Source organism: Clostridium sp. MSTE9 (assembly GCF_000277625.1).
In the GTDB taxonomy this organism is placed as follows: Bacteria; Bacillota; Clostridia; order Oscillospirales; family Acutalibacteraceae; genus Faecalispora; species Faecalispora jeddahensis.
Map to the genome: position 1 here is coordinate 1 of NZ_AKFU01000052.1, position 22,343 is coordinate 22,343.

21 protein-coding genes, 1 pseudogene, 1 riboswitch and 1 other annotated feature are annotated in these 22,343 nt (G+C 50.8%); of the genes and pseudogenes, 17 read left to right on the top strand and 5 right to left on the bottom strand.

From position 1 onward, the window contains the following. From HMPREF1141_RS15190 to HMPREF1141_RS15200, 3 genes and pseudogenes are all read left to right on the top strand, one after another. Positions 1-603: pseudogene (locus HMPREF1141_RS15190) on the top strand (calcium/proton exchanger); the annotation flags it as partial. Positions 604-1,081: 478 nt separating this feature from the next. Continuing rightward, positions 1,082-1,894 (top strand): enoyl-CoA hydratase/isomerase family protein, encoded by an 813-nt coding sequence (locus HMPREF1141_RS15195; RefSeq protein ID WP_009066187.1) that lies wholly within the window; start codon positions 1,082-1,084, stop codon positions 1,892-1,894. Between the two features lie 363 nt (positions 1,895-2,257). Continuing rightward, positions 2,258-2,959, top strand: coding sequence for a hypothetical protein (locus HMPREF1141_RS15200; RefSeq protein ID WP_009066145.1), 702 nt, complete (start codon positions 2,258-2,260; stop codon positions 2,957-2,959). 48 nt (positions 2,960-3,007) lie between these two features. Here the strand turns inward: HMPREF1141_RS15200 and HMPREF1141_RS15205 are convergent, their stop codons facing one another. Then, positions 3,008-4,255, bottom strand: coding sequence for a hypothetical protein (locus HMPREF1141_RS15205; protein WP_009066151.1), 1,248 nt, complete (start codon positions 4,253-4,255; stop codon positions 3,008-3,010). A gap of 101 nt (positions 4,256-4,356) precedes the next feature. Here HMPREF1141_RS15205 and HMPREF1141_RS15210 point away from each other — a divergent pair, with 101 nt between their 5' ends. From HMPREF1141_RS15210 to HMPREF1141_RS15265, 11 genes are all read left to right on the top strand, one after another. Beyond that, positions 4,357-6,687, top strand: a complete 2,331-nt coding sequence (locus HMPREF1141_RS15210; protein WP_009066196.1) for a xanthine dehydrogenase family protein molybdopterin-binding subunit — start codon at positions 4,357-4,359, stop codon at positions 6,685-6,687. Further along, on the top strand, positions 6,684-7,523 hold the full coding sequence (locus tag HMPREF1141_RS15215; protein WP_009066218.1) for an FAD binding domain-containing protein: 840 nt from the start codon (positions 6,684-6,686) through the stop codon (positions 7,521-7,523). The genes HMPREF1141_RS15210 and HMPREF1141_RS15215 overlap by 4 nt, the downstream gene beginning before the upstream one ends. Next, entirely contained in the window at positions 7,510-7,998 is a 489-nt protein-coding gene (locus tag HMPREF1141_RS15220; RefSeq protein ID WP_009066214.1) for a (2Fe-2S)-binding protein, read from the top strand. Before HMPREF1141_RS15215 ends, HMPREF1141_RS15220 begins: the two co-directional genes overlap by 14 nt. A 124-nt stretch (positions 7,999-8,122) precedes the next feature. Further along, complete coding sequence (locus HMPREF1141_RS15225; RefSeq protein WP_081488029.1) at positions 8,123-9,022, top strand: YIEGIA domain-containing protein; 900 nt, start codon at positions 8,123-8,125, stop codon at positions 9,020-9,022. Positions 9,023-9,036: 14 nt separating this feature from the next. Then, a complete protein-coding gene (locus HMPREF1141_RS15230; protein WP_242824619.1) occupies positions 9,037-9,237 on the top strand; it encodes a hypothetical protein in 201 nt (66 codons plus the stop codon). Between the two features lie 76 nt (positions 9,238-9,313). After that, the gene (locus tag HMPREF1141_RS15235; protein WP_009066177.1) at positions 9,314-9,820 is read left to right on the top strand and encodes a DsbA family protein; all 507 of its coding nucleotides are present in this window, start codon (positions 9,314-9,316) and stop codon (positions 9,818-9,820) included. 159 nt (positions 9,821-9,979) lie between these two features. After that, a riboswitch (FMN riboswitch) is annotated at positions 9,980-10,094 on the top strand. A 145-nt stretch (positions 10,095-10,239) separates the two neighbouring features. After that, the gene (gene ribD, locus HMPREF1141_RS15245; protein WP_009066137.1) at positions 10,240-11,340 is read left to right on the top strand and encodes a bifunctional diaminohydroxyphosphoribosylaminopyrimidine deaminase/5-amino-6-(5-phosphoribosylamino)uracil reductase RibD; all 1,101 of its coding nucleotides are present in this window, start codon (positions 10,240-10,242) and stop codon (positions 11,338-11,340) included. Continuing rightward, on the top strand, positions 11,322-11,960 hold the full coding sequence (locus HMPREF1141_RS15250; RefSeq protein ID WP_035317280.1) for a riboflavin synthase: 639 nt from the start codon (positions 11,322-11,324) through the stop codon (positions 11,958-11,960). The genes ribD and HMPREF1141_RS15250 overlap by 19 nt, the downstream gene beginning before the upstream one ends. Positions 11,961-11,972: 12 nt before the next feature. Beyond that, entirely contained in the window at positions 11,973-13,172 is a 1,200-nt protein-coding gene (locus tag HMPREF1141_RS15255; RefSeq protein ID WP_009066237.1) for a bifunctional 3,4-dihydroxy-2-butanone-4-phosphate synthase/GTP cyclohydrolase II, read from the top strand. A 24-nt stretch (positions 13,173-13,196) separates the two neighbouring features. Next, positions 13,197-13,664: a 6,7-dimethyl-8-ribityllumazine synthase gene (gene ribE / locus HMPREF1141_RS15260; protein WP_009066166.1), complete on the top strand. Its 468-nt coding sequence runs from the start codon at positions 13,197-13,199 to the stop codon at positions 13,662-13,664. Between the two features lie 328 nt (positions 13,665-13,992). After that, a complete protein-coding gene (locus HMPREF1141_RS15265) occupies positions 13,993-14,259 on the top strand; it encodes a hypothetical protein (protein WP_009066202.1) in 267 nt (88 codons plus the stop codon). Positions 14,260-14,498: 239 nt separating this feature from the next. On the opposite strand, the gene HMPREF1141_RS15270 is transcribed toward HMPREF1141_RS15265, so the two are convergent. Then, a complete protein-coding gene (locus tag HMPREF1141_RS15270; RefSeq protein WP_009066164.1) occupies positions 14,499-15,596 on the bottom strand; it encodes a hypothetical protein in 1,098 nt (365 codons plus the stop codon). Positions 15,597-15,874: 278 nt separating this feature from the next. On the opposite strand from HMPREF1141_RS15270, the gene HMPREF1141_RS15275 reads away from it, so the two are divergent. The 3 genes from HMPREF1141_RS15275 to HMPREF1141_RS15285 all read left to right on the top strand — a co-directional run bounded on the left by HMPREF1141_RS15275 (position 15,875) and on the right by HMPREF1141_RS15285 (position 19,263). Further along, complete coding sequence (locus HMPREF1141_RS15275) at positions 15,875-16,111, top strand: hypothetical protein (RefSeq protein WP_035317282.1); 237 nt, start codon at positions 15,875-15,877, stop codon at positions 16,109-16,111. A 166-nt stretch (positions 16,112-16,277) separates the two neighbouring features. Then, positions 16,278-16,616 carry a four-helix bundle copper-binding protein gene (locus tag HMPREF1141_RS15280; RefSeq protein WP_009066149.1) on the top strand — a complete coding sequence of 113 codons (339 nt, stop codon included), beginning with the start codon at positions 16,278-16,280 and terminating at the stop codon, positions 16,614-16,616. Between the two features lie 232 nt (positions 16,617-16,848). Next, positions 16,849-16,914: a sequence feature (sodium ion sensor (DUF1646 type); this cis-regulatory element may regulate processes involved in with the transportation of sodium ions), on the top strand. A 264-nt stretch (positions 16,915-17,178) separates the two neighbouring features. Beyond that, entirely contained in the window at positions 17,179-19,263 is a 2,085-nt protein-coding gene (locus HMPREF1141_RS15285; RefSeq protein WP_009066118.1) for a sodium-translocating pyrophosphatase, read from the top strand. A 93-nt stretch (positions 19,264-19,356) separates the two neighbouring features. On the opposite strand, the gene HMPREF1141_RS15290 is transcribed toward HMPREF1141_RS15285, so the two are convergent. The 3 genes from HMPREF1141_RS15290 to HMPREF1141_RS15300 form a co-directional block, all read right to left on the bottom strand. Then, entirely contained in the window at positions 19,357-20,175 is an 819-nt protein-coding gene (locus HMPREF1141_RS15290) for a protein-glutamine gamma-glutamyltransferase (protein ID WP_009066198.1), read from the bottom strand. Continuing rightward, a complete protein-coding gene (locus tag HMPREF1141_RS15295; RefSeq protein ID WP_155863674.1) occupies positions 20,172-21,164 on the bottom strand; it encodes a hypothetical protein in 993 nt (330 codons plus the stop codon). Before HMPREF1141_RS15295 ends, HMPREF1141_RS15290 begins: the two co-directional genes overlap by 4 nt. A 242-nt stretch (positions 21,165-21,406) precedes the next feature. Next, positions 21,407-22,315, bottom strand: coding sequence for an AraC family transcriptional regulator (locus HMPREF1141_RS15300; RefSeq protein ID WP_009066152.1), 909 nt, complete (start codon positions 22,313-22,315; stop codon positions 21,407-21,409). Positions 22,316-22,343: the final 28 nt, after the last annotated feature.

Genomic DNA, 22,343 nt, shown 5'->3' on the forward strand with positions numbered 1-22,343 from the left:
AACGCGGTAAAGGAATTCAGTCTTGCGCTGGCGATCGTCATGCTTGTGCTGTACATATTGGGGCTGATTTTCTCTTTGATTACGCACAGGGATATCTTTTTAGAGGATACCGACGACGGTGAGGAAGAGGAAGAACCGGAATGGTCATTGAAAAAGGGTGTCGTCATTATGGCCGCGGCGGCGGTGACCGTGGCTGTGATGAGTGAAATCCTGGTCAGTACTGTGGAGGGTGCCGCAGAGCAGTTCGGTCTGGGGGAAGCGTTCATCGGCATCATCCTGATCCCCATACTGGGGAACGTGGCGGAGCATGCTTCTGCGTGCCTTATGGCGATCAAGGGGAAGATCAACATCAGCATCGAGATCGCGGTCGGTTCCAGCATGCAGATCGCGCTGTTCGTAACGCCGCTCATGGTCATCTGGAGCGCGATTCTCGGGAATACGATGGAATATGTCTATACCTCGATGGAGCTGCTCGGGATTGTCATCAGCGTCATCCTCACCGCCACGGTGTTTATGGATCACAAGGTCAACTGGCTGGAGGGCGCAGAGCTCATGGTCGCCTATATTGTTTTAGCCGGGGCCTTTCTGGTGTTTGGAACTTAAATATCCTCAAAGAACTGTTCACTTTTTCATTTCAACTGTATAGCCGGGCATCATTTTTACAACCAGACAGGCCCGTTTGCGCCCATTGCCGATTCATAGAAAAGGGTGAGAAATTGATAGGAAAAAGTATCTTACTAATTTTTTTTAAAAAGTGAACCGAGCCTGAAATCTTTTTATGTTTTAAATCTTTTTCGATATTGACATAAATTGGAATTGAATGTAATCTTATTTTTACTAACATTTTCTTTCTATAATAAGGAAAACCATGAGTGTGCCGAACAATAAAAAGCTTTCCATTTTGTAAAAACAAATTAATAGCAGGCCGAGAAAACTGGAAAAAAGATATGCAGAAGTCACTCGAACAATTTGAATCGACAATAGCGCACGGAGTTCTTCTGAAAGGTGAAAATACTAGGGAGCACTTGCTTTATCTAACTGCATATGCCAATACTGCCAATGGGAAGAGAGGTACAACCAGATGCCGGATTTCATTTATGAGGTAAAGGATCATTTGGCACGCATTACCATGAACCGCCCAGAGCATCTCAATTGTTTCAGTGAGGAGATGATTCAACTCTGGACAGCTGCACTGGAGGATATCCGTGATCGGGATGATATTTACGTCGTTCTTCTGTCGGGAAACGGAAAGGCGTTTTGCGCAGGGGGGGATGTAAAGGCCATGGCGGCCGGGGAAGGCTTCTTTGAGAGTAATGACGATATTACTTCCACTGCGCTTGCCCGAAAAAACGTTCTTTGGAGGGGGATTCAGCGCATCCCGCTGATTCTGGAGGAAATCGACAAACCGGTTATCGCGAAGATTCATGGTTCTGCTGTGGGGGCAGGATTGGATATGGCCCTGATGTGCGACATCCGCATTGCTTCGGAAAGCGCGTCGTTTTCAGAAAGTTATTTCAACGTTGGAATCGTGCCTGGCGACGGCGGCGCCTACTTTTTGCCGCGCCTAGTGGGGCGGGACAAAGCGCTTGATCTGTTTTTGACTGCACGGGTGCTCAAGGGCGCTGAAGCGGAAAGAATCGGCCTTGTTACACATGTTGTGCCCGATGACCAGCTGGATGACTATGTTGAACAGTATATTCAGAGGCTGATGGATGCGCCGCAGCAGGCCATGCGGCTGACAAAACGCGCGATTGACCAGAGCGAGCAGAGCACGCTGCGCTCCTCACTGGATTTGGTATCTTCCTTCATGGGAATTGTGACCGAGCTGGATGATTACCGCACGCGGACGGCTGCTCTGGTGGAGCGCCTGAATCAAAAGTCCAGCAAAAAATAATTATCGGTTCGTAAAACAATGTATTGTACTTATATCGAAGAACCCGGCTTGCACTATTGCGCAGGCCGGGTTCTTCGTCTTCGGGCGGAAGTAAGAGCAGATTAGTGCGTGATCTGTTCTTACTTTTAAATTTTGAAACAAATATACAAAAAGGGAGTCTTTGCAAAAGAACATCACCCTATGATAGGAACGATCATTTGGTAATACAGAACGCCGCCCCTGTTCATATCATTTGTTCTTCAAATGAGCTGAAATAAGTGGGATCGATGTCATAATCGGCCTCGTTGAAAAATAAATATTCTTTTTCAAATATTTTTTTATAGAATTTCATATATTTATTAAAAAAATATGGAGGAGAGAATTTTGGAACGAAAAGAGAACGGAAAAAACGATTTGTACTACATATTCCTATGGGGCGCTTTGTGGGGGATATTTGAAGCTACGGTAGGATATTTACTGCATTTGATATCATTTAGTATGAGCTGGCTCGTATGGTACCCTGTCGCGTGCTTTTTTATGGCGAACGTATACCGCGTCACCAATAAAATATCCTCGATTATATGGGTAGGAATCTTATGCTCGTCAATCAAACTGCTGAACCTGATGCTGCCGGGGCGTATCGATAAAGTCATCAATCCGGCTATTTCTATTGTTTTTGAAGCTCTGGCAATGGCTGCAATCATTTATGTGTTCCAGAGAATGAAAAGTGGAAAATCGAGCAATATCCTTCAAAACGCGGGTATGATTCTTCTCATGAACATCGGCTGGCGGTTATTGTACACCGTATATTTGCTGTTCATCGTTCCTGACTGGATACGCGAAGTTTCAGTAGTGGCCGATACAGGGAAATTCATCACGTTCTTTGTGGTGCAAAACCTGATGACAAGTATTTTGATTACAATCGGATACTACTTTAGAAGTTTCCTTTTCAAACCCATCCGGCTGATTGAAAAAAAGATAGAATCTTCTTCAAACCGCATTCCTCTCCGTCTAAGGCCCGTGATCAGAAGCAGTACCATTTGTATATTGCTTGTTGCAAACATCGCTCTTGAATTGTTCCTTTGAAAAAAGCTCCATCCTCAATTGAGGATGGAGCTTTTTTCTTACTTGTATTTATACGGCAGGAGTACGAGCAATCTCGGTATTATCTTTTGTGTTGTCTATCAGTCCTTGAACGGGATTCGGTTTTGATTCCGCGCGGTAATCGACGTTGAATTTGTTTTGATGCTGTACAATCACATTGTGGCTTGCTACCGCATTCACATCGCTGTTTACGCGATTCTGGTAAATAAAAAACTCGTGATTCTGCGGGAGCTGATCAACAGGTACAAAATTTTCTCTGTTTGCGGTCAGGCAAATCTGATCCTTCAGCACCTGCCGGACATAGTCCCTGGTATCGTGAATTTGTAAGAGCTTCGGAAATTCTCCGCCGGGAATGACTTGCTGCCAGTCTTTCTTTTCATATTGATTTAACAGCTCCACCGCCTTGTGCAGATGCGAGATTTCCTGCTCCAGATGAAGCTCCCATATCGATTTGACATTGGGGTCCAGTTCATCCTGATAGAAAGAATAGTACAGGTAACATTCCGTGTATTCATGCAGCAGCAGGTTTTCAAGCCAAGTGGCGTTCGGGTCGAGCAACGAGCCATACTGGCTGACGTGCTGTTCCTCGATCATTGCAATTTCCAAATAAAGCTGCCGGCCCAAATCGTTGTAATAGGTGTTGCCGACATTCATATAAAAGTTCATGGTCTGCTGCTCGCCGGCCGTAATGATCAGCGTGTTCAGCATCGTGCGGATATCCGCCGTTTTAAAGTCGACAGGATGCTTGACGGATTCATACGGGAACCGGTGTTCAGCGATTGTCGGGCGCCCCGGGGTGATATCCACATAGCTTTTCACCAGCTGCTGGGCGGGTATCTGGGAATCCAGATCAAGAAGATTGGAGTAGCGGTATAAGTGATCAAAATCTTCTAAAAGGGCAAAGTCCAGGGCTTGTTTTACGTAGCTGTTCGGCTCATTTTGTGCCAGCCATGCCGTTAAATCGACAGCGACATGCTCATACCCAATGGTCGTTTCCAGTTGTGTCTCATCGATCGGCTTGAGCCAGTTGATGCGTTTTTGCTGCTGCTGCTCCACACGGCGGGACAGAGCCAATTCGCGCCGCAGATCATTATTGGGACAGTTTCGATGAAATTGGTGCTTGAATAATGCGGCTTCTACTTCAATTCCATTCATCAGTATGATGCGAACCTTCGTATAGGGGTCGACTGTCATTTTGTTATAAGGCGTCGGGTACACAGAGGACCAGTTTAGAATACCGTCTGCAACATGGCCAGACTTTTGCTGAAAGGGATTCATTGGTTTAATCCTTCTTTCTTTATTATCTTTCTTACATTTTTTCTATAATTTTTGGAAATATACGATTAAGAAAGATTAAACTGATGCAAAGTTGGTGTGATATGGTTACGGCCATCGGAAAAAGCATACAGCGTAAGGATGCGTGGGAGAAGGTCACCGGTTTCGCCCAGTATACGGATGATTTTCCCACCACGGGGGTGCTTTGCGCCAGACTGCTCACAAGCCCATATGGACATGCCCGTATTCTGAAGATCGATACGGCCAAGGCTTCGGCGGTCAAAGGGGTAAAATCGATCCTGACGGGTGACGATTTTAAGGAATTGCACGGCCCTTTGCTCTTGGATCGTCCCGCTCTGGCGCAGAATGTGGTGAGATATGCCGGGGAACCGGTCGCCCTTGTGGTCGCACAGGAAGAATCCATCGCGGAGCATGCGGTGCGGCTGATCGAAGTGGAATATGAGCCTCTTCCGGTTTTATTAACGCCTTCCGAGTCTTTGTCGCAAGGCGCTGTTTTGATTCATGAAAAAGTAACCGGATATAAAAGAATGCTGACGGATATCTACCCCGAAGAAGGAACCAATATCGCCAGCCGTTACCATATACAGAAGGGCGATGCCCCGGAAGCATTGAAAAAATGTGAATATATCGTTCAAAAGCAATTCTCTTTGCCGCCTTCCGACCACCTCGCAATGGAGGTGCGTACGGCGCGCGCGGAAATCAGTTCAGACGGCCAGGTGCGGATCATGACGTCCTCTCAGTCACCCTATGCGGTGCGTCAGCAGATATCGGGCGCATTCATGATACCGGCCGGGCAGATACAGGTGACAGTCCCCTTTATCGGCGGCGGGTTTGGGGGAAAATCTGCCGTCATGTTGGAAATACTGGCGTTTTTGGCTTCCAAAAGTGTAGGGGGCAAGGCGGTTCGCCTGATCATCACACGGGAGCAGGATATGGCTGCTCCGCCGAGCCGGATCGGGCTGGAGGCAGATATTACAATCGGCGCGGACAAAGATGGGAAGATCCAGGCGGCTCAGATGACCTTCCGCCTGGACTGCGGTGCGTATACCGATATTTCGCCGTATATGGCAAAGGCCATTGCGGCAGACTGCACTGGACCTTATCATATGGAACATGTGTTGTGCGATTCTCTGTGCGTGTATACCAATCATACTTATGCAACCGCTTACCGGAGCTTTGCGCATGAATCGTACACCTTCTGCATGGAGCGGGTGATCGATCTTTTGGCAAAGCGCTGTGGGCGGGACCCTCTGGAGTTCCGTTACCGCAACGCGATTCACGCAGGCAGCACCACCCCAACGCAGGTGCCGTATACCGAAAGCCTGATCGGCGATTTGAGAAAATGCCTCAGTAGGGCAAGGCAGCTCTCGTTATGGGATGCCGGGAGCAGAACCGCAATCAAGCAGAATACGGTGAAGGCAAAGGGGATAGCCTGCTTTTGGAAGACCGAAAATCCCCCTACCGATGCCATTTCGGGGGCCACCGTCACCTTTAACACAGATGGGAGTGTCAATCTGGTTACCGGGGTTGTCGAGATGGGCTCCAATGGCCAGACCCATCTGGCGCAGATCCTCGCGGAAAAATTGGGTATCCCCTGCGAAAAGGTACACGTGGTGCTGAGCGTTGATACCCGTGCAGCTCCGGAGCATTGGAAAACGGTAGCGAGCCTGACCGAATATATGGCCGGGAAGGCTGTTTTGCGTGCTGCCGACGATCTGCTGCAGCAGCTTCGAAGCAACGGGTCACAGGTTTTTGGCCGCCCGATTTCAGACATTGAGGTGTCTCACGGGCGCGTTTATTCCATTCGGAATCCGGAGCGCTTCATCGAGTTCAAGGATATTGCGCAGGGGTATCAGGCGCCCGACGGCACGTCGATCGGGGAGCCGGTGCTGGGGCGGGGCGGAATGATGCTCAAAGGCCTCAGTATGCTCGATCCCCAAACGGGGAAAGGGAAAACGGGGCCTGCGTGGACGCTCGGCGCTCAGGTGGTGGAGGTCGAAGCGGACATCACGACCTTCAGCTATCGTATTGTCTCCGCTTTAACCGTGATGGATGTTGGAAAGGTGATCAATCCGGAATCGATGCGCTCCATGGTAGCGGGCGGAATGGCAATGGGAATGAGCATGGCAAGCCGGGAAGCCGTTTCTTATGACAGCCAGGGGGTACCGCAGGCGCCGACTCTGCGCACCTATAAGCTGATGCATGTTGGGCAGGAGCCGGATTATCAGGTGGACTTTGTGGAAACGCCGCAGGACGATTCCCCCTATGGAATGCGCAGCTATGCCGAACATGGGCTTATTGCCATTCCGGCCGCACTTGGGAACGCGCTGTCCAATGCGTTCGGGATAGAAGAGGTAACGCTGCCGCTGACTCCGGAAAATATATGGAAAGCATCACAGAAGGAGAAGCCATGATTCCATTTGATTTTGTTTATTGTCGTCCCGATACGCTGAACGAAGTGACAGACACATTCAAACGGTATCAAAACGAAAATAAAAAGGCCATTTGCTATGGTGGCGGGTCTGAAATCATTACGATGTGCCGGGTAAGCAGCATTCATCCCGACGTGGTCGTCGATATCAAAAACATTCCCGAATGCAGGGTTTTAGAAAAAGACGATTGCTTTTTGAATATCGGGGCGGCCTGCACGCTCAACCAGATCAAGGAATCAAAGCTGTTTCCGCTGCTGGGGCTTGCCTGCGGCCGGATCGCGGATCACACCAACCAATGCAGAATTACGTTGGGCGGGAATCTGTGCGGCACCATTATTTATCGTGAGACAAGCCTGCCGCTGCTGTTATCCGACGCAGAGGTGACCACCAGCGGGCCGGATGGAATTCGGCGGGTTCTTTTTCAGAACATCTTTGACGGCAGAGTCCAGCTAAAGGAGGGGGAATGGATCGTACAGGTGCATATTCCCGTGTGGGCACTGCAGGCGCGTCATGCCCATATCAAAAAGACCGCCCAGGAAAAAATCGATTATCCGCTGGTCAATGTCACTGCGATCTGGAAGGATGACGTCCTGCGTACGGCGTTTTCCGGAATCTGCTCCCGGCCTTTCCGCAGCAGTCAGATAGAGGCTGTGCTGAACGATCATGGGCTCTCGCCCGAGATTCGCGCGGAAAAAGCGGCTGAATTATTGCCGGAGCCGCCTTATCATGACGTGGAAGGCTCGAGTGAGTACCGGGCCTTTGTATTCAGGAACACATTGTGCGAGTTGTTGGAGGCATGGCAGAATGATAGAGCTTGAGGGAAAAACAGTCATATCGCTCAATGTAAACGGGGATTCTCACGAGGTAATGGTGAGACCCTCCGACCTCCTGCTGGATGTATTAAGGGAACAGCTCGGGCTGACCAGTGCGAAGGCGGGGTGCAAAAACGGCGACTGCGGCGCCTGCACGGTGATGGTCGACGGCTGGCCGGCAAAATCCTGTCTTATGCTGGCGGTGGAGGCTCAGGATAAAAAAATCACCACAGTAGAGGGGCTCGGCGGCAAAGCGGCCGTACAAAAAGCCTTCGTAGAGGCAAACGCATTTCAGTGCGGGTACTGCACCTCCGGGTTTTTAATGGTGTGTCATGCGTTGATGACGCAGCACCCCATCATGCCGGACGAAATTGTCATAGAAGAATGGCTGCAGTCCAACCTGTGCCGCTGCACCAGCTACCAGGAGATCAGAAAAGCAGTTCATTTGATGTATGATTCTTTGCAGGGCGCTGATATTTGAATCAGACGCACCGCTTTTCCTTATCCGCAAGCTGTTTTGACAGCGGAGGAGCGGCAAAGAGGGCACAAGATGAGATTTTCCGTTACTACACGATTCTGATACAAGTTTGGGGGATGCTTTGAGAATGCCAATTCATGAGGAGATGTTGAGCATCACATATGCCTGGGCAATCGGGCTGGGAATTGTGGTGGGCACGATCGCGCGTGCCATCACGCTGGTGGTGGATTATAGGCAGACGCCAACCTATCCTGACGGTCAGTTCATCCATCTGTTTGCCGGGTTTATTGCCGCCGCGCTGGGGGCTGTCGCCATTCCCGCGCTGCTGGAAAAGGATTATGCGGCCTTTACCTTTCTGGCGTTGGCGGTACAGCATTTTCGGGATATCCGCAAAATGGAGCAGGAGAGTTTAAACAATCTGGAGCTTTCCGGGTATGCCCGCCGCGGGGACGCGTATATCGACGGGATTTCAAAAACCTATGAGGCGCGAAACTACATTTCAATGATTTCCTCTATGATCGCATCCTCCGTCGTGTTGTTGATGGAGAGCCTGCCGCGCGCGCTTGCGGTGATCACGGCCGCCGCGCTGGGGATGCTGTCGGTATTTTTGCTCAAACGGTTTACGCGCGGAAAACGGGTGGGGGATATCTGCGTTATTCAGCAGGGGAAGATTCAAATACAGGGTTCCAACTTATTTGTCGACGATGTTTACGTCACCGGTGCGGCAGGCTCGCCCGTTGCGCGGGAATTATTTCTCCAACAGGGGCTGGGCGTTGTGATTACCCCCAAAAAAGAGCAGTTTCGTGCCACGTTGGAAAACGCCGGGCAGCGGCAGGCCATTTTGTATGAGGCGGCCAGCACCCTGGGTGTCAAGACGTATCAGTATGTCAAGCGAAGTGTGGAGCAGGATAAGATGGTGATCGCTTTGGTGCCGGTCGACCGCGATATCGGGCGGATGATAGCGGCGATCCAAAATACGCCCGTGTTGGAAAACAGCCGCAAGGTACGCAGGATCATGTCCCGTTAGGAATCAGGAAAGGAATGAGGAAAATGACAAACGACCCGCAGATTCTGGTGTACTTTACAAATCAGCCGGATCAAATTGTCGGCGGGGACCCGCTGTGCCTGCACATTCAGGATCAGGAGCAGCGCGAGCGGATGATCGTGGAAATGGCCAGGCTGTTTGAAGCCGGTGTGGTTCATCTTCCGAATGGCGACGCAATGATCGTAATGGGCTTATGATCGAAAGGAAAAGGTCGGCAAAAAACAATTTGACATTTTTCGCTCTCCGTTTTATTCTGTGAATGGGGTGAATGAAATGAAACAGGAATTAGAAGTGTTCTTTGACTATGCCTGCCCTTATTGCCTTCGGGCGCACGAGTATTTAACGGAGCTTATGCCGCAGTATCCTGACATCAGCGTCGTTTGGCGCCCCTGCGAAGCACACCCCAGGCCTGACCGATATGGCCTGCACAGCGACCTGTGTATACAGGGTTATTTCTTCGCTCTGGAAAACGGGGTCGATGTTTTGGCGTACCATGCTCGCATGTATCGGGCGGCTTTGAAAGATCGTATCGATATTGAGAGCGTCGATGTGCTCACTGATTCCGTGCGCGATCTCGTCAATGCGGACGCTTTCCGGCTGGCGCTGCAGCAGGGGACTTACCAAAAGGCGCTGGCGGAGTCGAATCAGCTTGCGTTTGAGCGCTCCGGCGTGTGGGTCGTGCCGGCATACCGGATGGAAGGCCGAAAGATAGATGCCGTTGAAAATGTCGGCGTTTCCAAGGAACAGCTCCGGCGTTTTCTGGATCAGGCAAATGGGTGAAATCCATGCGAGCGCGCAATAGAAGATTCACTTAGAACAAAGAGGGAATTCCGTTTTTTACGTTCAAAAGACAGAGCCTTGTTCCTATAAAACGGTTCCCTTTGATTCGCTTTTTTCTTGACAAATACAAAACAAGTGATATGATAAATGTAATTGAATAAGGATCTTCAGGGCAGGGTGCGATTCCCTACCGGTGGTAAAGCCCACGAGCCGCAAGGCATGATTCGGTGTAACTCCGAAGCCGACAGTATAGTCTGGATGAAAGAAGATAAATGGATACAGGATAACTGTGTGTATGAAATTTTGCTCTGGAATAGTTTTATTCCAGAGTTTTTTTATTTCATCATCGGTTACTCTCTGTGCCGCAGAAATGCCCTGAACGATTTTGTTCAGGGTATTTCTGTTTTTGGAGGTGTGATATGACGGATACGGAATACATGAGCCTGGCCGTCGAACTTGCAAAGAAGGGCTGCGGATGGGTGAATCCCAATCCGATGGTGGGCGCGGTGATTGTAAGGGACGGTCAGATCATCGGGCAGGGGTATCACGAAAAGTACGGTGCGCTCCATGCGGAACGAAACGCGCTTGCGAGCTGTGAATCCCCTCCGGCCGGCGCCACGATCTATGTGACCCTTGAGCCGTGCTGCCACTACGGCAAAACGCCGCCTTGTACCGACGCCATTCTGGAAAGCGGCATTCGCCGGGTGGTGATCGGGTCCCGCGACCCCAATCCGCAGGTTTCGGGGAAGGGGATTGCGATTCTGCGCTCCCACGGAATCGAGGTGACGGAAAACAGATTAAAAGACGAATGCGACGCGCTCAACCAGAGCTTCTTTCACTACATTCAAAAAGGGACGCCTTATGTGGTGATGAAGTACGCGATGACGCTGGATGGGAAAATCGCCACACATCAGGGTAAATCCCAATGGATTACCGGGGAAGCGGCGCGCCGGCGCGTTCATGAAGACCGGCACCGGTATTCTGCCATCATGGTGGGTGTCGGCACTGTTCTCGCGGATGATCCCCTCCTGACCTGCCGGATGGAAAACAGCAGAAATCCCCTGCGGATCATTTGCGATACCAGTCTGCGAACACCGCTGCAGGCGAGGCTCATCACATCGACAGCGATAGCCGGTACGCTCCTTGCCACAGCGGTAACAGACCGTGAAAAACACCGGCCTTATCTGGAGGCGGGCTGCGATATTGTGGTAATTCCCGAAAAAGAAGGCCACATTGATTTAAACTGTCTGATGAGGGTGTTGGGCGAAAGAAAAATCGACAGTGTTTTGCTGGAGGGCGGCGGAACCTTGAACTGGTCTGCGCTGCAAAGCGGGATCGTGAACCGGATTCAGGCTTACATTGCCCCCAAGCTGTTTGGCGGCAGCGCAAAAACGCCGGTGGCGGGCCCCGGGGTCGATTCCCCGCAGGAGGCTTTCCGGTTGGGCAAGCCGACGATCACACAGCTCGGGGAGGATATTTTATGGGAAAGCGAGGTGCTTGCATGTTCACAGGGATCATAGAAGAGGTCGGCAAAGTACAGAGCATCCGCAAGGGCAGGGATTCCGCCGCCGTCTCGATTGACGCAAGAATGATTCTGGAGGGGATTCGCCTTGGGGACAGCATCGCGGTCAACGGCGTCTGCCTTACCGTTACTTCCTTTTCGCAAAGCGGCTTTACCGCCGATGTGATGCATGAAACCCTGAACCGTTCTTCTCTGGGGAGCCTGCGTGCGGGAAGCCCGGTCAATCTGGAACGGGCGATGCCCGCAAACGGTAGGTTCGGCGGGCATATTGTCTCGGGGCATATCGACGGCACCGGAACAATTTCCGTTATAACAAAGGACGATAACGCCATTTGGTACACCGTGAAAACGGGCCCCCCTATTCTAAGGTACATCATTGAAAAAGGCTCGGTTGCCATCGACGGTGTCAGCCTGACAGTGGCCAAAGTTCATAACGATGGATTCAGCGTATCCATCATACCGCATACCGCGGCACAGACCATTCTGCCTGAAAAACGCATCGGCGACATCTTTAACCTGGAAAACGACTGTATTGCAAAATATGTGGAGCGGCTTCTGGGTTCCCAGTCGCCAAAGACGGCGATCACGACAGAATTTCTTGCAAAACACGGCTTTTAAGGAGGAAATAACATGTTGGAGTACAGCACCATTGAAGAGGCTCTGGAAGAGCTTCGGCAGGGCAGAATCATTCTGGTTACCGATGATGAAGACCGCGAAAACGAGGGCGATTTTATTTGCGCCGCCGAGTTTGCCACTACGGAAAACGTAAACTTCATGGCGGTGCACGGTAAGGGCCTTATTTGTATGCCCATGAGCAAAGCGCTTTGTCAAAAGCTGCAGTTCCCCCAGATGGTCAGCGACAATAAAGATAACCATGAAACGGCGTTCACGGTTTCTGTTGACCACACGAGCACCATAACCGGGATTTCGGCCGCCGAGCGCAGCATCACCGCCATGAAATGCGTGGAGGAAAACGCAAAGCCGGAGGATTTCCGCCGCCCCGGCCATATGTTCCCGTTGACGGCAAAGAAAAATGGCGTTCTGGAGCGGAATGGGCACACCGAAGCCACGGTGGATTTGATGCGGCTGGCCGGTTTGAAGGAATGCGGCCTGTGCTGTGAAATCATGCGGGAAGACGGAACCATGATGCGTACGCCGGAGCTGATGGAGCTGGCGAAAAAATGGGGCCTTAAAATGATCACCATCAAAGCCCTGCAGGAATACCGCAAAAGAAATGACAAGCTGGTTGAGCAGGTTGCCTGCGCATCCCTTCCCACAAAGTACGGTGATTTCAGAATTTACGGATACATCAACAAGCTGAATGGCGAACACCATGTGGCGCTGGTGAAAGGGGAAATCGGCGACGGCAGAAACCTTTTGTGCCGTGTGCATTCCGAGTGCCTGACCGGCGACGCGTTCGGCTCTGAGCGCTGCGACTGCGGTCAGCAGTTCGCGGCGGCTATGGCGCAGATCGAGAAGGAAGGCCGCGGCATTCTGCTTTACATGCGTCAGGAGGGCCGCGGGATCGGGCTGATCAACAAGCTGCGCGCTTATGCGCTCCAGGATCAGGGGATGGATACGCTGGAGGCAAATCTCGCGCTGGGTTTTTCGGGGGATTTGCGGGAGTATTTCATCGGTGCGCAGATTCTGCGTGACCTTGGGGCGAAGACCCTGCGCCTGCTCACCAACAATCCGGATAAGGTCTATCAGCTTTCCGGCTTCGGGATGGAGATCGTGCAGCGCGTTCCAATCCAGATGGACGCCACCGCACACGATCTGTTCTACCTGAAAACGAAGCAGGAGAAAATGGGTCATCTTTTGAACTTTTGATATTGAAATAAAGGAGAGTCAGGTATGAAAACATTTGAAGGGAAACTCGTATCCAGGAACATCCGCATCGGCATTGTCGCCGCCCGTTTCAATGAGTTTATCACAAGCAAGCTGCTGAGCGGTGCGCTGGATGGACTGAAACGCCATGAGGTCGGGGAGGGCGATATTGACATCGCCTGGGTTCCCGGAGCTTTTGAAATTCCGCTGATCGCCTCTAAGATGGCCAAAAGCGCGAAGTATGATGCCGTCATCTGCCTTGGTGCGGTCATCCGGGGCAGCACAAGCCATTACGACTATGTGTGCAGCGAGGTATCGAAGGGGATCGCCCATGTCTCCCTGCACAGCGATATTCCCGTTATGTTCGGAGTGCTGACCACGGAAAATATTGAGCAGGCCATAGAACGGGCAGGTACAAAAGCGGGCAACAAAGGCTTTGACTGCGCTGTCGGCGCGATTGAAATGGTCAACCTGATTCGTGAAATCGAAGAATAAAGCAGAACCAACTGGAACAGACCCATTTCGTTTGAATCAAAAAATAAAACAGGGCAGATGCTTTGCCTTCTTCATAATAGTAATCTTCCGCTTTGGAATCCCCAGAGGATAAAAAGTGAGTGCTTTTGGAATAGATCTCTATTGTTTCAGTCAATTCGTCGCAGGCAAAAAACAGATTCAACCATTGCGTTTGGACTGCACGGCAGAATACAATGATTGGCTGGCAAGAATTTATCATGAAATAAAAAATTATTTGCGAATAAACAAATAATTTCTGGATTTTGGATAAGACTAAAAGCGTACTTTGATTTCAAAGGAGATTATTAGGATGAATACAAATGACAATTTAGAAAACACAAAGAAGCTCAATCAGCAGTCCCGCCAGAATGCGTCCAGCCAGAGTTCATCCGGCCAGAGCTCTTCCAGCGTGAGCAGCATGAATTCCAAGGCTGAGCAGGAAGCTCGTCAGCTGAACCAGCAGTCTCACCAGAGTTCGTCCGGCCAGAGCACTTCCAGCGTAAGCAGCATGAATTCTGCGGCTGAGCAGGAAGCCCGCAAGTTGAACCAGCAGTCCCATCAGGGCACATCCAACTGAATATTCTATGAAATGCCCCTGTCCGTAATGCTTGAATGCGGACAGGGGCATTTCTATTTGTAAAACAGCCGCCGACGATAAAGGCGGAGCCTAAAGCCTTCACGGGAAAAAGGGCAAAAAAACTCCTTTTGATGCTTCCGGCAGCAGGGAAACATCAAAAGGAGGGTATTCAAAGAGGAATGAATCAGGGTTCAGCACATACTCGATAGGGATACAAGCATATAGTTATAGCAGTCCAGCTACTTTGCCAGCGCCAGAATCTGTTCGCAGATTTCTTCTTCCTTTTGCTGTACGCGCTCAAAGTCCATATGCGGGATGTAGTGCCCTTCCAGTTCGTCATGCAGCTTTTTCGTTTGGGCAAGCGCTTTTAAGGCTTCGCCCAGCAGCGTATCAAATGTTTTAGAGTTGAACTCTGTCGCATCCTTCTGCGGTTCGGTCAGCGCGGGGTCGATATACTGCGTCAGATCCAGTATCGTCTGGCGGCGGTCTTTCAGCTCGAAGCCGTCTTTCTCAGAGAGAAACGCCAGCTTCAATTCCGGAATCAGCACATGCTCGATACGAGTTTCCGGCGTAAGCGGGGAGTAATACAGCTCTACGTCCAGTCCGCGAAATATCGCCTCGTCGGTCACTTTTTTCAGCATTTCGTTCACGCCGACGCCCCACAGGCTCCGGATGGAATACACCTTGTCTGCGCTGTTCGCCAGCGATTCCAGATGATTGACAACACCCGATGGAGTGATGGCGCTGGCAAACAGACGGCGGGTTTTGCCCAGCCTGCCGGTTACCGCCACTTTCTCCAGTTCGCTGTCGATGATCCGCTGCGCCTGCAGAAGCGGGCCGGCTTTCTCTGTTGCGGATTCGAGCGTTTCCAAAATATCATCCATCAGGCATTTGGCCGCCGCAAGGTATTGATAGGCATGCTTGTATTGCCGCTTGATATCCGCGTTGATACGAATGATCTCATCGTGGTTCTGGCGGATAGCCTCCGCGTTCCAATACTCTCCCAAATTGATGATCTCGTCGACAGCGGCGGGGTATACCGGGTCAGTGACATGTGGGGCCGTGCCGTCGATGAGCGCTACGCCCAGCGCCGGAATCACCAAACAATCCAGCGAATCCGGGTCTGACGCGCAGTGCATGTACTCAAGATGGAATCCTTCCAGCGCCATCCGCTCGCCGATGCGCTTTAAAAAGGTAGATTTGCCCACGCCGGGGCCGCCTTTCAGACAATAGATACGCCTGGCCTTTGTCGGCGGCAATATATAAGCGAAATAAGAGAAAAAGCCTTGGCTGCTGTTGTTTCCGGGGAACATGTGACGAACCAGATTATCTGCCATAGTAGCACCTCGCAATACTTAACAGTATGTGTATTTTTCCTTTATCATACTATGCATGGTCGGTATGCCCAGTACCTATATTCTGAAAAATAAATATCTCGGTGGATCGGGCCTTGACGATAGGCAGCGTCCGTTGTTTTACAGGATCAGCGGCGCTCTGCCACGCGGCTGTATGATTCGGCCAGTCAAAACTTGCATATTCAAAAACCGACAGGCAATAATAATGGCTGATCAGAAGTTCATGCAAAGGGTGAAATTTTAATATAGGATGTGATGCTATGACAAACAGAGAAATCGGGAGACTCTTAAATTTGTTTGAAGTCGGGGAAGCAACGGGACACAATCTCATTTTATCCAAGAAAAGCCCTGTTGTTCACAAAGTGAGTGAAGAGAACATTCAGGAGCTTCTTGAAAAACATGTCATCTCTAAAATCAGAGAAGGGCAGGCCGGAGAAGATCAATACATGATCACGGAATTGGGACTGAGAGTCAGAAACGGGCAGGCAGAGGTTTAACTTCTGCTTGCCTGTTTTTTTAGCCGAAGAAGGATAAGCTGTGTTTTCTAAGGAATCTCCCCACCCCCCTGGGGCATATTGCTGACAGAAAGCGATTGATACACATAATACAACGTCATACGTGAACACTATCAGCATCAATGATTCCAAAAGGAGATGTCTGTCTATGAGTATTGTGGGAAAACCCCTTAACAATTATCAGAAATGTATCGACGCCTGCCTTCGCTGCTTTCAGGCGTGCCATGAATGCGCGGTCCTTTGCCTGCAGGAGCCGGATGTGGCACAAAGAACGAATCATATCGGCATGATGTTGGAATGTGCAGGTTTCTGCCAGGAAGCAGCCTGCCTGATGACCATGAATGCAAAGCACGCAAAAGAGATGTGCCAGCTGTGCGCCACGGTTTGCGAGGAATGCGCAGCAGGCTGCGCTCAATTTAAGGACGAGCATTGTCAGCAGTGCGCCGATGAATGCCGCAAATGTGCCGCGGAATGCAAGGCCATGTGAATGATGAATCGCTGATCAGATAAAAAGGAACCGTCACATGACGGTTCCTTTTTATCTTCTGAACGATCACTCATCGGGTGGGGAATCTGCATTTTCCTGATTGACCAATTTGTGAAGTTTCTTACAAAGAATTGATGAAAAGTGGAAATAGATTTCCTTCATTTTATTCATAAGTGTTGACAAGCCTGGGATAAAGTTGTAAAATTAGCACAATTAAATATTGAAAAATTCCGGTTGGGCAGATGTTCATCATGTATTGATATCTGTTTTCAAGATTTGTAGCTTAGGGTGGAGGCTTCGTAAGAAGCTCCCACCCTTTTTTGTATTGAAAACAGTGTGTCTGCATCAACGAGAAAAGGGGGGGGGGCTTCTGCTGGCTGGCTCTGACAATTTGTGTACATAACTCTTGTGACAGTGATTCCAAGATCAATGTTTTTGCTTTCCGCAGCATTCGAGACTGTTGCGGGAATTTTGCTGCCTTTCATTGATTTTGAATTCATTGTCGGGTAAAGAGTTTCTGTTCTCCATAGTTCGAAAGGAAAATGAAAAGGAGTGAACCCCCATGCAAAATATGTTTTGGGTTGGTTTCGTCGGATTTGTACTCGCTGTCTTTTTTGCTTACCTGCAAAGAAACCGGGTGATGAGTTATTCTGAGGGAACCGAGAAAATGCAAAAAATAGCCGCGTCGATCCGTGAAGGTGCGAACGCCTACTTAAAGCACCAGTATTCTACGGTTGCAAAGGTGTTTGTCGTGGTGTTCCTTGTCCTGTTGGCAATGGCCTTTGGCACCAACGGGCAAATGCTTTCTAAATTTACCCCCTTTGCCTTTTTAACGGGCGGTATCTGGTCGATGCTGGCAGGCTTTATCGGGATGAAAATCGCGACCAATGCCAACGCCCGTACCGCGCAGGCCGCCTCTGAAAGCCTGAACAAGGGCCTGCGTGTCGCGTTTTCCTCCGGTTCCGTCATGGGCTTTACCGTAGTGGGGTTGGGGATTCTGGATGTTTCCATCTGGTTCCATCTGCTGCACTATGGCTTTGGCATCACGGACGCCACTCAATTGGGCAATATCATGGTAATGAACGGCATGGGCGCTTCCTTTATGGCGCTGTTTGCCCGTGTGGGCGGCGGCATCTATACCAAGGCAGCCGATGTAGGCGCCGACCTGGTCGGCAAGGTGGAGGCCGGTATTCCAGAGGATGACCCCCGCAACCCCGCTACAATTGCCGATAATGTAGGCGATAACGTCGGCGACGTGGCCGGAATGGGCGCTGATCTGTACGAATCCTATGTGGGCTCTATTTTGGCGACGTTCGCGCTGGCCGCCGCTGCCGGCTACGGCTTTGAGGGGATGCTTCTGCCCATGCTGCTTGCGGTATGCGGAATCGTATGCTCGATCATCGGTTCGTTCTTTGTCAAAACAAAGGAAGATGCGACCCAAAAGTCTTTGCTGACCTCGCTGCGTACCGGTACCTATCTGGCCGCCGGTCTGTCCGCGATTGTCGCGGCTCCTCTGACTTATTACACGGTGGGGAATTGGGGCGTTTACGTTGCCGTTCTCTGCGGCCTGATCGGCGGCTGCGCCATCGGCTACTTCACAGAATATTATACCTCCGACACCTATAAGCCGACTCAGGAGCTGGCCGCCTCGTCCGAGACCGGCTCCGCCACGGTGATCATCGGCGGCTTGTCCTTGGGAATGCGGTCTACCGCCGCATCTATCATTATTGTCGTTGTCGCCGTCATCATCAGCTTCTTTGCTGCCGGCGGAGCGGTCAGTTATAACATGGGCCTGTATGGAATCGGCATTTCTGCGGTTGGAATGCTCTCTACGCTCGGCATCACCCTCGCTACGGACGCGTATGGCCCCGTGGCGGATAACGCGGGCGGCATTGCGGAGATGGCGGGTCTGCCCGAGCAGGTTCGTGAGCGCACCGATGCGCTGGATTCCCTGGGGAATACCACTGCGGCGACCGGAAAAGGCTTTGCCATCGGTTCCGCTTCGCTGACCGCATTGGCTTTGCTGGTGTCTTACGTGAACATTGTGACGGAGAAGGGCTTCACCATGAACCTGTCTCTGACCAATCCTACGGTTCTTGTAGGGCTGTTCATCGGCGCCATGCTGGCGTTCGTATTCTCTGCCTTTACAATGAGTGCGGTTCAGGTTGCAGCGCAGTCCATCGTGATGGAGGTACGCCGCCAGTTTAAGGAAATCGCCGGGATTATGGAAGGCAGAGCGGAGCCAGATTATGCCGCGTGCGTCAGCCTTTGCACCAAAGGCGCTCTGCGTGAAATGGTCGCTCCCGCGCTTCTCGCCATCATTGTCCCGATCGCTACCGGATTGGTTTTGGGTGCGGAAGGTGTGGTTGGTCTGCTCGGCGGCGTGTCCGTGACCGGTTTTGCGATGGCCGTGTTTATGTCCAATGCCGGCGGCGCATGGGATAACGCCAAAAAGTACATCGAGGCCGGACACCACGGCGGCAAGGGTTCCGATTGCCATAAGGCGGCCGTGGTAGGCGATACGGTTGGTGATCCTTTTAAAGATACCTCCGGGCCGTCCTTGAATATTCTGATCAAGCTGTGCTCTACGGTTTCTATCGTGTTCTCCGGTTTGATCCTTTCCTTTAACCTGTTGGGTCTGATGTAACAGAATCGATAAAAAGGGAGCGGGGTACTGACTTCATTGAAGTCAGTACCCGCTCTTTATTGCTATAATAGCGAGAACCCCGTATTGAATCATCTAGCCTGAAATCGGCTGGGGGAAAGGCCGCCAGTTCAGGACAGAGGGTTGTGTGGAGGAGGAACTTTGGGATGCCTTTTCCAGCTTTTTAAAGTCAGGGCGGGCCGCGGAATTCTCGATGAAATGAGCTGATTGAGTTGCGCCTTCTATCCGGTTGGCATTCAGAATGCGGATGATCCGGTCGGCGGTGGTGATCCCGATTCCATGCCCATAATACAGGCCGCCCGGCAGGATGATGACATTTTCGCCCTGCAGTTCCGAGACTTCCGGGTCGACTTCGGGATTAATGAAGTAGCACCGGTCTCCCAGCAGGATATCAGCAACGGGTTTGGGCGCGCCGGTTTCCCGGAGCAGGGGATCTAATTTATGCCAGTTCATCAGGTAGATCGAGGGAAACAGGCGGTTGAAGGTCTCTTCCGGAAGAACCTCCAGCAGAGCCTTGTAATACACAATTACCATGGCGGTCGCGCATTCCGTACCGTACTTGCGTCCGTTGTTAAAAATATCCCGGATCGCGTCGCTGGGCTTTACTCCGTCTTTCAGAAGGAAACCGCCGTTGCTGGTTCTTTCCCAATAGTCCGGGTTGCATTCCGACTTATGGAAAACGGCAAATTTCATTCCGCTGCTGTTTAGCTGCTTTGCCGCGTTCACGATTTCCCTGCGCATGGAAAGCTCAAATTTGAGCTGATCCAGTGTGTCGTACCGGTAGTTCTCCGTGCTTTTGGACATCTGCTCCAAAAGCTGCCTTTCGATACTGTTTTCGGGGTACTCCCCGGTGATGTCAGAAAGAGGAAGAGAGGAGCCGGATACCGTAATCATTCGTCTCCCTCCAATCTGGTCTTTGCCGTCTTGATCTGCTCTTTCACAGGCGCATGCAGCCATTCTTTCCAGGCCGGCACGCTTTTGCTGCAGATTTTCTGCGAGTAATCGGATAAAGCCTTCTTCTCCTCAAAGCTCAGCTGCTGGAAAGCCGCGATGGATTCATTTTCATCGTCGTCCAACGAAGAAATCGGCTCTTTGCTGTAGGAGGGGGTTCCTTTTTGAAGGTATTTCCGTTCCAGGTCTACGGCACAAAACGTCGGCTTGCTCGTATACTGAAAGGTTTCCTGCGTGAAATACAGATAAGGCAGATTTTCTTCCAGCCAGTGAAGATAGCCCTCGTGCCGCCCTTTGCCGTCACCTCTCACGGCCTGAAGATCGGTTTTATCAATGTTTAAAAGCTCGGCGGCCAGCTCGGCGTCTTTCGGTTCGGAGGACACAAGGCGCTGCGCGACCAGCTTTAGTATCTGCGGGTCCTGGAAACGGAAGAGCGCCCAGACCAGGTCATGGATATAGCGCCCGTCCCGGTTGCGTTTGAAAATCAGATCAACCACCAGCGGCAGGATATCGGCATCTTTATGAACCGTTATCAGCACCGATGCGGCCACATCCAGTATCTCTTCATAATCGTCCTCAGGAATTTCCTCGGCAGAGCCGGTTTCCAAAATCCATTTGAGAACGGGATACGCCGAATTCTGCTTGGGCGACAGAGAATTGGCTCCGGGCGTTTTGGGCCCTTTGACCCGGTTTGCAATCTGTAAGGCAGTCATATTGCGCGAGTTTAAATATCTCTGAGCGCGCTGCTGCAGGATTGGTTCGCGCAGTATGTACAGGCTGGGGAACATCAGCCGGTCGTCGTTGAGCATGGTGGCCGCACGCCTGACGTCTTTCCGGAAAATCTCAAGAAAAGTGCCCTTGCATTTTTCGGTTCCTTCGGTCATCCGGATCTGATCCAGATAGCTGTAATCATTCAAATGATCTGCGTTCATAAAATCAACTCCGTCTTCTGTTGTCTTCCGTCCGCAGATAGAGCTGACGGGAATATACAGGATTTTAATGCCTGATACCATCATATTAAGGCAGGGTGTCCTTGTTTCTTAAAAAGACGGAAAAGACGAAAATAAAGGACGCAAACCGATCCGGCGCCATGACAAAGCGATCCCCCCGCCAGCTCAGCCGGTGGAGGGATCGCTCTAAAAGATAGAATTGCCGCAGTCAGATTTCGTCCGCACTATTCCAGTGGGGGAAACAGGCTGTTGTTTTCATGAGACGTTTGATACTGCTTTGGGCTTTTTCCCGTATGCTGTTTAAAGGAATGGCTGAAGTGGGCCAGACTGTTGTAGCCCACGAGGGCGCAGACATCATCCACCGAATACTTGTTTAAAAGCAGCTCCTTCGATTTTGCAATCCGGCAGCTGATGAGATACTGGGTAGGGGTCATGCCCATCACCTTTCGGAACAGCTCGCACAGGTAAAATTTATTGATATAAAATTTCTGTGCCAGGAAATCCAGAGACAGTTTTTCCATGTAATTTTTATGGATATACTGGATGATTTCGTAAATGCGGCCATAGGTTCCGGTGTCCATATCACTGCACAAATGATGCTGCTCGCGATAGATGCGGTTGATTTTGATCAGGAGCTGGCCGAATAGAAATTTGATCATCAAGTCCTGGCCGAACAGGTCCTGCGGCTGGCTCTGCTCTTCCCCGAAATGGTTCTGCTGATAATTCAGCTGGCTTAACAGCACCTGAATGTCCTGCGCTTCTTCCGGGCTCAGAAACAAAATATTGGCGTCCGCAAACGGGCGAAAGAAAAAGCATTCCAGCAGATTGGTGGACGCGGAGGAAAAAGGCTCAATCAGCTCCGGCTTAAAATACAGCACATAACGGTCATTCAGCTTGGCCTGCGGCAGCATGCGCAGAAGGTGCAGGTCCATGTTGTTGAACAGCAGCAGTGTGTTGGGGCGCAAAATATAGGTTTGATCCTGTATGATGCACTGAATGTCGTCCGACAGGTTTAAGAGGATTTCAAACACGTCGTGAATATGAAAATTGATTTTTTCGCTCTGCGTGGTAACCTTGTGCTCCACAGAGAAATCGCGGATGAAATTTTCTTTGTACTGAGCATATCGCCGCATGATAACTCACCGCCTGACTGCGATTATT